This is a genomic window from Aliirhizobium cellulosilyticum (assembly GCF_014198105.1).
Taxonomy (GTDB): Bacteria; Pseudomonadota; Alphaproteobacteria; order Rhizobiales; family Rhizobiaceae; genus Neorhizobium; species Neorhizobium cellulosilyticum.
This window is the reverse complement of sequence record NZ_JACIGW010000007.1, coordinates 1-15,106: the sequence shown is the minus strand read 5'-3', so window position 1 is coordinate 15,106 and position 15,106 is coordinate 1. Positions and strand designations below refer to the sequence as shown.

Here is a 15,106-nt window from a genome sequence, read left to right as displayed (position 1 = left end):
CAGTTTTATGACAGGCGTACTGTTTGCCCATAATCCGGCCATTGCGTGCGTCCCCCCTTTTCGCTAAGAGACCCCAACTCGATATTCAGGCAGCCGCCGGGATATCCAGCGTTAGCAAATAGACGCCCCGGCTTGGCCGAGGGCGAGTTGGTGGTTTTCGTCGTATGGCTCGCATCGTCATGAAGTTCGGCGGCACGTCCGTCGCCAATCTCGAACGCATTCACAATGTCGCACGCCATGTGAAACGTGAAGTCGATGCAGGGCACGAAGTGGCCGTCGTCGTCTCCGCCATGTCCGGCAAGACCAACGAACTGGTGGGCTGGGTTCAGGACATGCCGAAAGTAGCAGGTGCCAATTCACCATTCTACGACGCGCGCGAATATGATGCGGTCGTTGCTTCCGGCGAGCAGGTGACATCCGGTATCCTGGCGATCGCGCTGCAGTCGATGGGCGTCAATGCACGTTCCTGGCAGGGCTGGCAGATCCCGATCCGCACCGACAACGCACACGGTGCTGCACGCATCATGGAGATTGACGGTTCCGACATCATCAAGCGGATGGGCGAGGGCCAGGTGGCTGTTGTTGCCGGTTTCCAGGGGATAGGTCCGGACAACCGGATCGCGACGCTCGGCCGTGGCGGCTCCGACACGTCCGCCGTGGCGATTGCCGCTGCCGTCAAGGCTGATCGCTGCGATATCTATACGGACGTCGATGGCGTCTACACGACCGATCCGCGCATCGTGCCCAAGGCTCGCCGGATGAAGAAGGTGTCGTTCGAGGAAATGCTCGAAATGGCGTCTCTCGGCTCCAAGGTGCTGCAGGTGCGCTCGGTCGAGCTTGCCATGGTCCACAAGGTCCGCACCTTTGTGCGCTCCAGCTTTGAAGATCCCGATGCACCGGGCATGGGAGACTTCTTGAACCCGCCCGGTACTTTGATTTGCGACGAGGAAGAAATCGTGGAACAGGAAGTCGTCACCGGCATCGCTTATGCCAAGGATGAAGCGCAGATTTCGTTGCGTCGTCTGTCCGACCGTCCGGGCGTATCGGCTGCGATCTTCGGGCCGCTCGCGGAGGCCCATATCAATGTCGACATGATCGTCCAGAACATTTCCGAGGACGGTTCCAAGACTGACATGACCTTCACCGTGCCTTCTGGCGACGTGCAGAAGGCGATGAGCGTTCTGGAAGCCAACAAGGAAAAGATCGGCTTCGATGTCGTGCAGACCGAATCAGGTCTCGCAAAGGTATCGGTCATCGGTATCGGCATGCGCAGCCACGCCGGCGTCGCGGCGCAGGCTTTCCGGGCACTTGCCGAAAAATCGATCAACATCAAGGCGATCACGACCTCGGAAATCAAGATTTCCATTCTTATCGACGGTGCATATTCGGAACTTGCGGTTCGGACTTTGCATTCCTCCTACGGTCTCGATAAAAGCGAATGATGTCTAATCCGGCATGATGCTCCTTTCGGTGCGTCGTCGCCGGGTCGGCGATGGTTGGGCTGCAAGGGGAGCATTATGCCGATTAGAGACCTGTCGGCCGGTCCGCGCGTTTTGTTGAAGCGCCTGCGCGAACTGATGGCCGAACCGCTGGATCCGCAGGAACGCCTTGATCGGATCGTCAGCCAGATTGCCAGCAACATGGTGGCCGAAGTCTGCTCGGCCTATGTCCTGCGCTCCGATGGCGTTCTGGAGCTTTACGCGACCGAAGGCCTGAACAAAGAAGCTGTCCACCTTTCTCAGCTGCAGATGGGACAGGGTCTCGTCGGTACGATTGCCGCATCCGCCCAGCCGTTAAACCTTTCCGATGCCCAGGCGCATCCGGCGTTCCGCTACCTGCCGGAAACCGGCGAAGAGATCTACCATTCCTTCCTCGGCGTGCCGATCCTGAGGGCGGGACGCACGCTCGGCGTGCTGGTCGTGCAGAACAAGGCGAGTCGCAACTACCGCGAGGATGAGGTCGAGGCGCTCGAGACCACCGCGATGGTGATCGCCGAGATGATCGCTACCGGCGACCTCAAGAAGATCACAGCTCCTGGGCTGGAACTCGATCTCACCCGTGCGGTGACGATCCAGGGCAATGGTTACAACGAAGGTATCGGGCTCGGACATGTGGTGCTGCACGAGCATCGCATCGTCGTGACCAATCTTTTGAACGAAGATTCGGAAAAGGAAATCATCCGGCTTGCGGAAGCGCTCGGTTCGCTCAGGATCTCGATCGACGACATGCTGTCGCGGCGTGACGTGGCGCAGGAAGGCGAGCACCGCGAGGTGCTGGAAACCTACCGGATGTTTGCCCATGACCAGGGCTGGGTTCGCCGCATGGAAGAGGCGATCCATAACGGTCTGACGGCCGAAGCCGCCGTCGAGAAGGTGCAGAGCGACACCAAGGCGCGGATGATGCGCATGACGGATTCGTATCTGCGCGAGCGGATGCATGATTTTGACGATCTGGCCAACCGGCTGCTGCGCCAGCTCACCGGCTATTCCGGGCGCAGCATGGACGAGCTGCCGTCTGATTCCATCGTGCTTGCGCGCGCCATGGGTGCGGCTGAGCTACTGGATTATCCGCGCGCCAATCTTCGCGGTCTGGTGCTGGAAGACGGTGCGGTGACCAGCCATGTGGTGATCGTCGCGCGTGCCATGGGCATTCCTGTCGTCGGACAGGCTGTGGGTTTGGTGGCGCTTGCCGAAAACGGCGACGCGATCATCATCGATGGAGACGACGGGCAGGTGCATGTGCGGCCGATGCCGGACCTGCAGAACGCTTATGAGGAAAAGGTTCGCCTGCGCGCCAAGCGGCAGGAGCAGTTCCGGGCGCTCAGATCCGTCGAGTCGCTGACCCGGGACGGGCGGCACATCAGCCTCAACATGAATGCCGGGCTGCTGGTGGATCTGCCGCAGCTGGCCGAATCCGGCGCGCAGGGTATCGGGCTTTTCCGCACCGAGCTCCAGTTCATGATCGCCTCGACCATGCCCAAGCTGGAAGAGCAGGAAGCCTTTTATCGCAGTGTGATCAAGCAGGCGGCTGGGCGACCGGTGACTTTCCGAACGCTTGATATCGGCGGCGACAAGGTCGTTTCCTATTTCCGCGCCCAGGAAGAGGAAAACCCGGCGCTGGGATGGCGGGCGATCCGGCTTGCGCTCGACCGGCCCGGTCTATTGCGCACCCAACTCCGCGCGCTTCTGAAGGCTTCTGCCGGTGCCGAACTGCGGATGATGATCCCGATGGTGACCGAGGTTTCGGAAATCCGTGCGGTGCGCGACCTGTTGCAAAAGGAAGTGCAGTATCTCTCCAAGTTTGGCCACACGCTGCCGCGCAAGCTGCAGTTCGGTGCGATGCTGGAAGTGCCGGCGCTGATGTGGCAGCTCGACGAGCTTATGGCGGAAGTTGATTTCGTTTCCGTCGGGTCGAACGATCTCTTCCAGTTCTCGATGGCGGCCGACCGCGGCAATGCGCGAGTTTCTGAACGCTTCGACATTCTCGGCAAACCGTTTCTCAGGATGCTGCGCGATATTGCACGGGCCGGCGAGCGTAACCGGACGCTGGTGACGCTTTGCGGCGAAATGGCCGGCAAGCCGCTTTCCGCCATGGCGCTGATCGGCGTCGGTTTCCGCTCGGTCTCGATGGCGGCGACCTCGATCGGTCCGGTCAAGGCGATGCTGCTTGGTCTCGATGCGGGCCAGCTCGAAGCGGAAATGAATGCGGCGCTGGACGACATTCGCTCGCACGAACCGATCCGGGAGCTGCTGTTGAAGTTCGCGGAAGCGAATAACATTCCACTGTAGGCCTTGAATGGGGCCTATTGGTCGAGCTATGTGCTCACCGTCATCCTCGGGCTTGTCCCGAGGATCTGCTGACCTCTCGACGTGGATAGATTCTCGGGACACCCTCGGGTTAAACCCGAGGGCGAAGATAACGAGCGGCATATCTGGAGTTCTTTAATTGGCTAAGCTTCCTGTCGAAAAGATGCGCGAGCTGGAACGCCGTTTTGGCGAGATCGAGGCGCGTATGTCGGAAGGCCCGGCCGCCGATGTCTATGTGAAGCTGGCTTCGGAATATTCCGAGCTGCAGCCCGTTGTTGCCAAGATCCGTGACTATGAGAAGACCATCGCTGAGATCGCCGATCTGAGGGCGATGCTTTACGACAAGGGCACGGACCGCGAGATGCGGGAGCTGGCCGAGATGGAGCTTCCGGACGCGGAGGAGCGGATCGAGGCGCTGGAAAAGGATATGCAAATCCTGCTCCTGCCGAAGGACGCGGCCGACGAGAAGAGCGCTATTCTTGAAATTCGTGCCGGTACCGGGGGCAACGAGGCGGCACTTTTTGCCGGCGACCTGTTTCGCATGTACGAGCGTTATGCCAGTGCGCATGGCTGGAAGGTGGAAGTGCTATCGGCCAGCGAAGGCGAGGCGGGCGGTTATCGCGAAATCATCGCGACCGTGACCGGACGCGGCGTGTTTTCCAAGTTGAAATTCGAAAGCGGCGTGCACCGGGTGCAGCGTGTGCCGGATACCGAAACGCAGGGGCGCATCCACACGTCTGCGGCAACGGTTGCGGTCCTTCCCGAGGCAGAAGAGGTCGACGTGGAAATCCGTCCGGAGGACATCCGCATCGATACGATGCGTGCATCGGGCGCCGGCGGGCAGCACGTCAACACGACGGATAGTGCTGTGCGTATCACCCACCTGCCGACCGGGATCATCGTTGTGAGCGCGGAAAAATCGCAGCATCAGAACCGCGCCAAGGCGATGCAGGTCCTGCGCTCGCGTCTCTATGATATGGAACGGCAGAGAGTGGACAGCGAACGCTCTGCAGACCGCAAGAGCCAGGTCGGTTCCGGCGACCGTTCGGAACGCATCCGCACCTATAATTTCCCGCAGGGTCGTGTTACCGACCACCGCATCAACCTGACGCTCTACAAGCTCGACCGGATGATGATGGGTGAAATCGACGAAGTGGTTGATGCGCTGATCGCCGATTATCAGGCGGGGCAGCTGGCGTCGCTTGGCGAGCAGCAGGGGTGACCAAGGGGATGTCGGGCCGATGACCACACTGGGCGAAGCCGTCGCCGATGCGAGAGCCCGGTTTTCGGCAGCCGGTTTTGCCGATGCGGCGATCGAGGCGCGGATTCTGATCGGCGGACTACTGGAGCTTTCCTCGACGCAGGTCTTCGTTGGTGGCGATCGCGAGATCGATGCCGCTTCGGTTGCCAAAATAGAAGATGCCGTCGCCCGCCGCTTGAAACGGGAGCCGGTGCATCGCATCTTAGGTAAACGAGAATTTCACGGGCTGGATTTCCTTCTTTCGAAAGAAACTCTGGAACCAAGACCGGATACGGAAGTTCTGGTGGACAGTGTTCTCGATGAGGCCCGGCAGTTTGCGGGCGACAGAGACATCCGCATTCTCGATGTAGGAACAGGCACGGGCGCTATCATTCTGGCATTGCTGGATGGTCTACCATCAGCCACCGGGATCGGTAGCGATATTTCCGTCGATGCTTTGAAGACGGCGGCGGAGAATGCGCGACGTCTTGGTCTGGATCGTCGGTTCCAGGCGGTGGAAAGCCACTGGTTTGACAAGATTGACGGGTGTTTCGACATAATCGTGTCAAATCCGCCCTATATATGTAGTGATGTCATTCCCGACCTGGATCCTGAGGTCCGCGACTTCGATCCAATGGCAGCATTGGACGGCGGGGCTGACGGATTAACCGCCTACCGCGAGATTGCAGACCGTGCCGGGGAGTTTCTCGCGGCTGATGGTTGCGTCGCTCTAGAGATCGGTTTTGATCAGAAACATGCGGTGATCGAGCTATTCGAAGCAGAGGGTTTCAATCTGTTGCTGGCACGTAAAGACTACAGCGAGAATGATCGCGTATTGATATTTGCCAAGTCTGTGGTTGATGCTGCGAAGCAAAAGAAAAAGCTTGGAATTCCAAAGGAAGCGGGATAGTTTGCGGCTACGCATCGGGGCAGCTGGGAATGAACAGCGATTCGTTCGGGTTACGGGTCAATCCTTAATTGCGCTCTTTTCGAAGAGCCGACGAGGTTGAGCACTCTCGATGCGTGAATCAGGTAATTTGACTTTGAAAGCGGCAGGCCGCGTTGGTCGACCTGTACGTAACACGCGAAGTCTTGTACCGGCTTTGACCGGCGAGCCGCGTGGCCCCTTATCAGCGAAGACAGAGAGTTGGTGAACGATAAATGAGGCCAGGACAGCAGAACAAGCGTGGTCGAGGGCGTGGTAGCAACAATAACGGCGGCGGTGGCGGAGGTGGTAACAACAACTTCCAGCGCAAGGGCGGAAACCCGCTCAGCCGGACTTATGACAGTTCCGGGCCGGATGTAAAAATCCGCGGTACTGCCCAGCATATCGCAGAAAAATATGCGACTCTTGCCCGTGACGCGCAAAGCTCCGGCGACCGTGTTATTGCAGAAAACTATTTGCAGCACGCAGAGCATTACAATCGCATAATCGCAGCTGCGCAGGCCCAGATGCAGGATCGCTTCCAGCATCAGGATCGCGGCGAATTCCAGGATCGCGACGGCAATGCTGTCGACCAGGACGATCTCGACGGCGGTGACGGCGACGATCTGGGTTATGCTCCGCAGCCGATGATCGAAGATCAGCAACCGCAGCAACGTCGTGAGCAGAATGTCCAGCAGGGCAGTGGTGGCCAGGACCAGCAGCCGCGCGAAAACCGCCGTGACCGCAATGAGCGCCGTGAGCGTCGCCCCGATCGCCAGGAACGTGGCGAGCGCGCAGAGCGCGGCGAACGTTCTGCCGAGCCGAAGGCTGTTGAAGCCAAAGCCGCGGTTGCATCGCAGGTAGCGGAAGCCGCCGAAATTTCAGCACCGGTTGTCGAGGACGGTTCGGGCCCGCAGCCGGTGATCGAAGGCACGCCGGCAGAGGTCGCCGTCGAAGAGGAAGCACAGGCAGAGGCTGCTCCGCGCCGCCGTCGTGCTGCCAGCACGCGTCCCCGCCGCCAGCCTCGCAAGAGTGCTGAAGCTGCAGAGGGCGATGATACCGCGCCTGAAATGGCGGATGTGGCCGGCGAATAAGCCTGGTCCCATGAAACAAGATGGAAAAATCCGGCCTTTGGCCGGATTTTTTCGTTTTAGGTAAAAATCCGCTCTTTGATGGATAAGGCCCGCATCGAAACGATTGAATGGCAAGTTTTGCGCCGATAGGGTGCGATCGTTCCCGACCTTTTATACATATCCTGATTTTTCAAACGATTATAATGTCTTACCGCACTGCGGAAATTCGTTGCGTTGTCGCAAAATTCCGCTCTAGATAGATTTTTAGACGGCATAGAGCCGCGATTTTTCCAAAAAATCCGCAGGGAGCGATTTCATGACGACATTCGAAACCTACCTTGAAACCCGCAACGGCACGGTGCTGGACGACGATCTCGTCGTTGTTCTCCGCAACATCGCCGAGGCGACACGGGAGATTTCGGACAAGCTCAGAACATCGTCCCTGGACGGCCTGACGGGTGCTACGGAAATCACCAATGTGCAGGGCGAGGCGCAAAAGCCGCTCGACATCCTGTCCAACGAGATCATGCTGGAGGCCTGCCGCAGGTCACCTTCGGTTTCCTTCGCAGTATCGGAAGAACTGGATAGCGAAGTCGCCATTCATGGCGATGGCAAATATGCGGTGATCTTCGATCCGCTTGACGGTTCCTCCAATCTCGACGTGAACGTCACCGTCGGCACGATCTTTTCAGTGATCAGAGCTTCCACTTCCGGCGAGATTCTGAAAAACGGCCGTGGCCAGCTGATCGCGGGTTACGCCGCCTATGGACCGCAGACGACACTGGTGCTGACGGTGGGCAAGGGTGTGCAGATCTTCACGCTGAACGCCGACGGCGTATATTTGATGACTAGCGCCGATGCGAAGATCGTGCCGGAAGCGAAGGAATTCGCCATCAATGCGGCACGCCGGTCATCCTGGGATGACGCTGTCGCATCCTATATCGAAGAGGCGATCGATACTGGCCACAACATGCGCTGGGTCGGTTCCATGGTTGCGGACACGCACCGCATCTTCAATCGCGGCGGGGTATTTCTCTATCCGGCCGATCGTAACAAGCCGGCCTCCGGCGGTCGTCTGCGGCTGCTTTATGAAGCCAACCCGATCGGTCTTCTGGTCGAAGCTGCCGGCGGTGCCGCAATCATCGGAACAAGCACGATCCTCGATATCGAACCCACTTCACTGCATCAGCGTGTGCCGGTGATTTTCGGATCAAAGAACGAGGTCGACAAGATCAGCGCCGCCTACAGGGAGCGTATTGTAGAAGCCGCTGCGGCAGAATGACCGTGCCTTGAACGTTTCAACCTTAAAAGCCGGGACATCCACTGATGTCCCGGCTTTTTATCTGCAAGCTGGGGATTGAGCGGTCCACATATCGCTAAGAAAATTCAAAAAAAGCGAGTGAGAATGAGGCTTGCTCTACGCGGCAAATTATTGGTACTTTTTAGTACCCAAAATTAACGGATGGCTGCGATAATCATTCCGGTTCAACTCGGAGATTCATCATGATCAATTCCGTAACAAGTTCGACAACCTCTACGCTCCTGTCTTCATCATCGACGAGCAGCAGTACGGCTGCAATCGAAAAACAGATAACCGCGAAGGAAGCTGAACTCGAAGAAGCGAAGGACGCGGAGGAGAAGGCTGAAATTCAGGCGGAGATCGATGCGCTTGAACAACAGTTGCAGGCCGCGCAACAATCCAGCAGTTCATCAGAAAAGCCTTATGCCGAAAGTAGCCGGCCAGCCGACAAGTTTTCGGGCGAGAGCAGCAGGCTCGGGACCGGAAATTTCGACGAGACAACAGAGTTCGGAGAGCGGGTTCTCTACGTCTGAGATCTAATTGCTTTTGTACTGCAGGATCGAGCCGACCTCGTTGCACAATCAGATTTTGTTGAATTTCGAGGTCGACGGGATCTCTGCGACTTTCGGTATGCGGGGTGGCGGAGAAAAATCCGCCTCTTCTGGAGCAATCCTCCAATTTCGCTTGCCGTGCCGTAGATTTTTGTTTTTGCACATACTTCTATCGGGAAGCAGCCGACAGCTTTCGGGAGCGATGCTTTAGAGACTGTTCGACAGTTTTTCTTCGATTACGTCTACACGAATCGATACTTTGATGATTATTGTCTCAAGATCATCTTCGAGATCGAATAAATGTTTTGCGCGATCAAGTATCTCATCGTTTGGCCAATATCGATAACCAACAAAACAACAGATTGGGCGCCGGCTGTATTCTTGCGCAGAAGGCGCCTGATCAGCGGTGAATATGCCGCCGGTTGCCTGATGATGCGCTTTGTCAGCGGCAAGCCTATCTATCGTGCAATGACTGCAGAAGAAGAGCAGGACTTCAGAGAAGACACATCCATCTGAACTCCGGTCTCATGATCGAGTTCTGCAGGCGATGATGGGATGATTGCGATGGAAAATCGCGATGCTTCTGCCTCGGAGCCTAAGCCCAGGCCGACTTGGCTGCCGGCCCGGGTGAAAATCAAAACAGGGTGAGAGCGCTTTCGCATTCGTCGCGGGCTTCATCGAATTCATCGACATGAGCTGCGGCCAGTGCCTGGAAATCGGGATCGGTAATGTCCGCTATGGCCTGCGGCATGCCGTGATCCATGATCAGCGTTTTGAATATTCCGATAAGCTGGGTGTTCTTGTCTTCCGACATGGGATTTACCTCTGATGATAATACGAAGCTCACCCCCGAAAGCCTCGATAACGAGATAGGTGTGCGCCACCTGCGACAAAATGGCCAGTCACGAGTTTCTGATCCATAGATCACGGCGGGGTGATCGGAGACGGGCCGGCCGGCGGCGATCCGGTCTGTTTCGACAAGCGCTAAAAGCTTCAACATGCTCCTTTAAAACCGGAAAAAAGGCTCCCATATCTTGGCAGAAGCCAACGGCTGCGAGAGCGCATCCTGCGGCAGGGCTTGCCTCATGGAGGGAGCTCAATCTCAATCATCGGCCTGTGCCTTTATAAAGGGCAGGGCGATTTCTGGAGGTATGAAATGAATATCGAGAAATATTCCGAGCGGGTGCGCGGTTTTCTGCAATCGGCCCAGACCCAGGCTCTATCCGACGGACATCAGCAGTTCGCGCCCGAACATGTCTTGAAAGTGCTGCTCGACGACGACCAGGGCATGGCTTCTTCGCTGATCGAACGCGCCGGCGGCAACGCCAAGGAAGCGCGGATAGCCAACGACGCTGCTCTCGGCAAGCTGCCCAAGGTTTCGGGCGGCAATGGCGAGATCTATCTTTCGCAGCCGCTGGCCAAAGTGTTTTCCACTGCCGAAGATGCCGCCAAGAAGGCGGGTGACAGCTTTGTCACCGTCGAACGGCTGTTGCTTGCGCTTCTGATCGAAAGCTCTGCTTCGACCTCGGCCAGCCTGAAGAAGGCGGGGCTGACGGCGCAGGGGCTGAACCAGGTGATCAATGATCTGCGCAAGGGCCGCACCGCCGACAGCGCCAATGCCGAACAGGGTTTTGACGCGCTGAAGAAATATGCCCGCGACCTGACGGCCGATGCGCGTGACGGCAAGCTCGACCCGGTGATCGGTCGCGACGATGAAATCCGTCGCACGATCCAGGTTCTATCACGCCGCACCAAGAACAACCCCGTGCTGATCGGTGAACCGGGCGTCGGCAAGACGGCGATCGCGGAAGGTCTGGCGCTTCGTATCGTCAATGGCGACGTGCCGGAAAGCCTGAAGGACAAGCAGTTGATGGCGCTCGACATGGGCGCGCTGATTGCCGGTGCGAAATATCGCGGCGAGTTCGAAGAGCGGCTGAAGAGCGTGCTCAACGAAGTGCAGGCCGAAAACGGCAATATCATCCTGTTCATCGACGAGATGCATACGCTGGTCGGCGCGGGCAAGTCGGATGGCGCCATGGATGCGTCGAACCTGTTGAAGCCGGCGCTTGCGCGCGGCGAGCTTCACTGCGTCGGCGCGACGACGCTCGACGAATATCGCAAGCATGTGGAAAAGGATCCCGCACTTGCCCGTCGTTTCCAGCCCGTCATGGTGGAAGAGCCGACGGTCGAGGACACGATCTCGATCCTGCGCGGTCTGAAGGAAAAATACGAGCAGCACCACAAAGTGCGGATCTCGGATTCGGCGCTTGTCGCCGCCGCTACGCTCTCCAACCGCTACATTACCGATCGGTTCCTGCCGGACAAGGCGATCGACCTGATGGACGAGGCCGCTTCGCGCCTTCGCATGCAGGTGGATTCGAAGCCCGAGGAGCTGGACGAACTCGACCGCCGCATCATGCAGCTGAAGATCGAGCGCGAAGCGTTGAAGAAGGAAACCGATACGGCTTCCGCCGACCGGTTGCAGCGTCTGGAAACTGAAGTGACGTCTCTGGAAGAAGAGGCGGATGCGCTGACGGCCCGCTGGCAGGCGGAAAAGCAGAAGCTCGGCCTTGCCGCCGATCTGAAGCGGCAGCTTGACGAGGCCCGCAACGAGCTGGCGACCGCTCAGCGAAAGGGCGAGTTCCAGCGCGCCGGCGAATTGACCTATGGCGTCATTCCGGATCTCGAAAAGCGGCTGATCGAGGCCGAAGCCCAGGATACGACCACCAATGCAATGGTGCAGGAAGTCGTCAATCCGGATGCGATCGCGCATGTGGTTTCTCGCTGGACCGGCATCCCGGTCGACAAGATGCTGGAAGGCGAGCGTGACAAGCTTTTGCGGATGGAAGACGAGTTGGCGAAATCGGTTGTCGGCCAGGGCGATGCGGTTCAGGCCGTATCGCGTGCCGTTCGCCGTTCGCGGGCAGGTCTGCAGGATCCGAACCGACCGATCGGCTCGTTCATCTTTTTAGGCCCGACCGGTGTCGGCAAGACGGAACTGACCAAGTCGCTCGCACGCTTCATGTTCGACGACGAGACAGCGATGGTGCGCCTCGACATGTCGGAATACATGGAGAAGCATTCGGTCGCACGTCTGATCGGTGCGCCTCCGGGCTATGTCGGTTATGAGGAAGGTGGTGCGTTGACCGAAGCTGTTCGGCGCAAACCCTACCAGATCGTGCTGTTCGACGAGATCGAGAAGGCGCATCCGGATGTGTTCAACGTTCTTCTGCAGGTGCTCGATGACGGGCGTCTGACGGACGGGCAGGGACGTACGGTCGACTTCAAGAATACGATGATCATCATGACTTCGAACCTCGGCGCCGAATATCTGACTGCGCTGCGCGAAGACGAGGATTCCGAAAGCGTGCGCGAGCAGGTGATGAGCGTCGTGCGTGCGTCGTTCCGGCCGGAATTCCTCAATCGCGTCGACGAGATCATTCTCTTCCACCGCCTGAAGCGGAACGAGATGGGTGCGATCGTCGATATCCAGCTGCAGCGTCTGCTGAAATTGCTTGCCGATCGCAAGATCGAGCTGGAACTCGACGGCGACGCCCGCGAATGGCTGGCCGACAAGGGGTATGATCCGGTCTATGGCGCGCGTCCGTTGAAGAGGGTGATCCAGAAGTTCGTTCAGGATCCGCTCGCCGAACAGATTCTCGGTGGTCACATCCCGGATGGCTCAACCGTCAAGGTGACATCCGGTTCCGATCGGCTGCTGTTCCGCATCAAGGGCAGCATGAGCGAAGCAGCTTAAGGCTGCTTTGCTTATCAGGTAAAATCGAAATGGCGGCCTGGAGCCGCCATTTTTCTATCCGGAAACGGTTCGGCGGCTTACTTGCTCGCGACTTCGTTGGATGTCTGCGCGTTCAGAAGCGTGTCGATGCGCTTGCGTTCGTCCTCGAAACGGGCAAGCGCCTTGCCTTCGAGTGATTTGCCGCCGGGAAGACGTACCTTCATGGCATCGACCTTGGTGCCATTGACGATCAGTTCGTAGTGCAGATGGGCGCCGGTCGACTGGCCGGTCGAGCCGACATAACCGATGACCTGGCCCTGGGTCACCTTGGCGCCGGGGGCAACGCCCTTGGCGATGGCGCTCTGGTGGTTATAGGAGGAGACATAACCATTGGCGTGGCGGATCAGCGTCTGGTTGCCGTAACCGCCACTATCCCATCCCGCCTTTTCCACGACACCGTTGCCGGTGGCGATGATCGGGGTTCCGCGGGGCGCTGCCCAGTCGGTGCCGGTATGCATGAGCGCGCGACCGAGGATCGGGTGACTGCGCATGCCGAAACCGGATGTCATGCGCGCGTTCGGAACAGGGCTGCGCAACAGGAACTGCCGGATGCTGCGACCGTCCTGATCGAAATAGTCGACCGAATTGTCGTCGTCGGCATTCTGGAACCGGTAGAAGCGCGTGTCGGTATCGCCGAAATGTGCGTTGACATAGAGGAGCTCGCTATCCTTGGAGGCCTGTCCCTTTTTGTCTGCAACCGAGAAAAACGCCTCGATCTTGTCGGTCGAGCGCAACTGCGCCTGAAGGTCGACATTGCTGGCAAGCAATTTGACAAGCAGAGCAGTCATGTCGGTGCTCATGCCATAGGAAAGAGCCGCACGATAAATGCCGTCATAGACGCTTGGCAGGTCGCGGCCCGCCATGATCTGGGGCGGCTGGTCGCTGAAGGCCGATGCAACCGCATCGAGCATTGCCGGCTCTTCGGCATCGACAAAGCGGCTATGGTCATCGAGGCCGATGGTGACGCGGTGCTGGCCGCGCTGATAGAGGCTGGCCCTGACCACCATGACCATTTGGCCTTCCTGGATCACGCCAATGCGGATCACATCGCCAGGGGAAACCTTGTCACTGCCCAAGCGCGCCTGAAGATATCCGGAGAGTTCCTTCGCCTTGCCTTCCGGATAGCCGACCTGGGTCATCGCTTCTGCGATCGACATGGGCCGGCGCACGGGAATGATATCGTCTGCATATTCTCGCGTATGCGGTGTTATCGGCTCGGGCGCGGTCACCGACATATTTTCTTCAACAACACGGGCGCTGAGGCCTGATGTCAGATCGACATCTTCGGATGTGGAGAAGCGTTGCGGATCGACATAATAGAGTGCGGAAAGCTGTGCGTCGCCGGCGGTCAGAACCGAGCCGTTCGAGCGCACGTTTTCCTCTACTTCCTCAAGCGTCATCGGCGCGGCGTAAGCGTAGGTGCTGCCCGATGTCGGGAAAGCAAGCGTCTGAAGACTGACTTCGGATTCGACGTTTGACCCGTAGATCAGGCCGGTTCTATTGCCCGGCTGAGGCGGTGCTTCGCTCGAGGCGAAGATCGCAAGAGGATCGAATTTCGGATATGCTTCTGGAGCGATATGGTCTGCGGCAAGATTCATCTTCACATGGGCGAAGGGGCGGCGGCGCACGAGCTCGCGATTGCCCTCGTGGACCACCGTCGACACTTCCATGATCTTGCGATCCGTCGGCATCGCGACGATCTTGCCGCCGAGCAGGCGTTTGCCGCGCTGGACTGAATCATTGTCGTGGTCGCTGGGAACCGAGGCAGATGCCTCTGCCGGGATGGCGAGCTGCTGGCGTCCATCAAGTGCGGCAAAAAGTGCGACACCCATCAATACAGAAGAGGTTATGCCTGTCAGGAACGTGCCGGAGAGCCAGCGGAACGAAATCTCCCGCTTGTCCGGCGCGCGGCGACCATCAGCAAGGATGGGCGGTTCGTTGCCAAGCGATCGGATCGTGTTGCGGGCCGTGTTCATGCCGACTTAGCCAGTCCCTATATACGCGTTATTGCCATAGGCAGCTTGATGCTGCCTGCAGGACCTTGGGCCAAACATGTGCCCTTTTCCTCGAAATGAGTCAAATCCGCCGCGAACTGCTGTCTTATGGCGAGAAGTCCCAGGACGATTGCGAATGCCCTGTAACGCTCTTTCCATGGGATTGTGAATTTGTCGGGGCGGTTTTGAGGCGGGGCGTCACCATCCCGCTAATTTGGCTGGCCTATATAAGAGGACTGGTTGGTGAAAATCAGCCGAATTCAGAAAAAATCGAAATTTCTTAATGAATTCATTTGTTTGTCATTTTTTTGTAAAATTTCGAATTGAGCCTGTTGACGTTTTCCTGGGTGTGGGACTATAACCCGCTCACTGACGAGGGCGGCGGCGCTGCTAGCGACGAAGCTTCTCGTTCTAAAGAAAA

General features: G+C 58.1%; 11 protein-coding genes. 9 read left to right on the top strand and 2 right to left on the bottom strand.

The window, feature by feature from the left end; genetic code table 11:
- Positions 1–164 precede the first annotated feature (164 nt).
- The 8 genes from GGE33_RS22215 to GGE33_RS22180 all read left to right on the top strand — a co-directional run bounded on the left by GGE33_RS22215 (position 165) and on the right by GGE33_RS22180 (position 9,411).
- Positions 165–1,442, top strand: coding sequence for an aspartate kinase (locus GGE33_RS22215; protein WP_148148264.1), 1,278 nt, complete (start codon positions 165–167; stop codon positions 1,440–1,442).
- A gap of 81 nt (positions 1,443–1,523) precedes the next feature.
- Positions 1,524–3,788 (top strand): phosphoenolpyruvate--protein phosphotransferase, encoded by a 2,265-nt coding sequence (ptsP, locus tag GGE33_RS22210; protein ID WP_183828604.1) that lies wholly within the window; start codon positions 1,524–1,526, stop codon positions 3,786–3,788.
- 157 nt (positions 3,789–3,945) lie between these two features.
- Positions 3,946–5,028, top strand: a complete 1,083-nt coding sequence (gene prfA / locus GGE33_RS22205) for a peptide chain release factor 1 (RefSeq protein WP_183828164.1) — start codon at positions 3,946–3,948, stop codon at positions 5,026–5,028.
- A gap of 19 nt (positions 5,029–5,047) precedes the next feature.
- Complete coding sequence (gene prmC, locus GGE33_RS22200; protein WP_183828161.1) at positions 5,048–5,956, top strand: peptide chain release factor N(5)-glutamine methyltransferase; 909 nt, start codon at positions 5,048–5,050, stop codon at positions 5,954–5,956.
- 251 nt (positions 5,957–6,207) lie between these two features.
- Positions 6,208–7,065, top strand: a complete 858-nt coding sequence (locus GGE33_RS22195; RefSeq protein WP_183828158.1) for a DUF4167 domain-containing protein — start codon at positions 6,208–6,210, stop codon at positions 7,063–7,065.
- A gap of 295 nt (positions 7,066–7,360) precedes the next feature.
- Positions 7,361–8,326 carry a class 1 fructose-bisphosphatase gene (locus GGE33_RS22190; RefSeq protein WP_183828155.1) on the top strand — a complete coding sequence of 322 codons (966 nt, stop codon included), beginning with the start codon at positions 7,361–7,363 and terminating at the stop codon, positions 8,324–8,326.
- 221 nt (positions 8,327–8,547) lie between these two features.
- Positions 8,548–8,877, top strand: coding sequence for a FlxA-like family protein (locus GGE33_RS22185; protein ID WP_183828152.1), 330 nt, complete (start codon positions 8,548–8,550; stop codon positions 8,875–8,877).
- 318 nt (positions 8,878–9,195) lie between these two features.
- On the top strand, positions 9,196–9,411 hold the full coding sequence (locus GGE33_RS22180; RefSeq protein WP_183828149.1) for a hypothetical protein: 216 nt from the start codon (positions 9,196–9,198) through the stop codon (positions 9,409–9,411).
- Positions 9,412–9,529: 118 nt separating this feature from the next.
- Here GGE33_RS22180 and GGE33_RS22175 read toward each other — a convergent pair whose 3' ends face one another.
- Positions 9,530–9,709: a hypothetical protein gene (locus GGE33_RS22175; protein ID WP_183828146.1), complete on the bottom strand. Its 180-nt coding sequence runs from the start codon at positions 9,707–9,709 to the stop codon at positions 9,530–9,532.
- A 342-nt stretch (positions 9,710–10,051) separates the two neighbouring features.
- Between GGE33_RS22175 and clpB the strand changes: the two genes are divergently transcribed.
- Positions 10,052–12,652 (top strand): ATP-dependent chaperone ClpB, encoded by a 2,601-nt coding sequence (gene clpB / locus GGE33_RS22170; protein ID WP_183828143.1) that lies wholly within the window; start codon positions 10,052–10,054, stop codon positions 12,650–12,652.
- Between the two features lie 77 nt (positions 12,653–12,729).
- Here clpB and GGE33_RS22165 read toward each other — a convergent pair whose 3' ends face one another.
- On the bottom strand, positions 12,730–14,667 hold the full coding sequence (locus GGE33_RS22165) for a M23 family metallopeptidase (RefSeq protein ID WP_183828140.1): 1,938 nt from the start codon (positions 14,665–14,667) through the stop codon (positions 12,730–12,732).
- Between the last annotated feature and the right edge of the window lie 439 nt (positions 14,668–15,106).

Bases quoted from the DNA above. Each gene is read 5' to 3' on its own strand.
- GGE33_RS22215 (WP_148148264.1), top strand. From the start codon at position 165: ATGGCTCGCATCGTCATGAAGTTCGGCGGCACGTCCGTCGCCAATCTC.
- prmC (WP_183828161.1), top strand. From the start codon at position 5,048: ATGACCACACTGGGCGAAGCCGTCGCCGATGCGAGAGCCCGGTTTTCG.
- GGE33_RS22195 (WP_183828158.1), top strand. From the start codon at position 6,208: ATGAGGCCAGGACAGCAGAACAAGCGTGGTCGAGGGCGTGGTAGCAAC.
- GGE33_RS22190 (WP_183828155.1), top strand. From the start codon at position 7,361: ATGACGACATTCGAAACCTACCTTGAAACCCGCAACGGCACGGTGCTG.
- GGE33_RS22185 (WP_183828152.1), top strand. From the start codon at position 8,548: ATGATCAATTCCGTAACAAGTTCGACAACCTCTACGCTCCTGTCTTCA.
- GGE33_RS22180 (WP_183828149.1), top strand. From the start codon at position 9,196: ATGTTTTGCGCGATCAAGTATCTCATCGTTTGGCCAATATCGATAACC.
- GGE33_RS22175 (WP_183828146.1), bottom strand. From the start codon at position 9,709: ATGTCGGAAGACAAGAACACCCAGCTTATCGGAATATTCAAAACGCTG.
- clpB (WP_183828143.1), top strand. From the start codon at position 10,052: ATGAATATCGAGAAATATTCCGAGCGGGTGCGCGGTTTTCTGCAATCG.
- GGE33_RS22165 (WP_183828140.1), bottom strand. From the start codon at position 14,667: ATGAACACGGCCCGCAACACGATCCGATCGCTTGGCAACGAACCGCCC.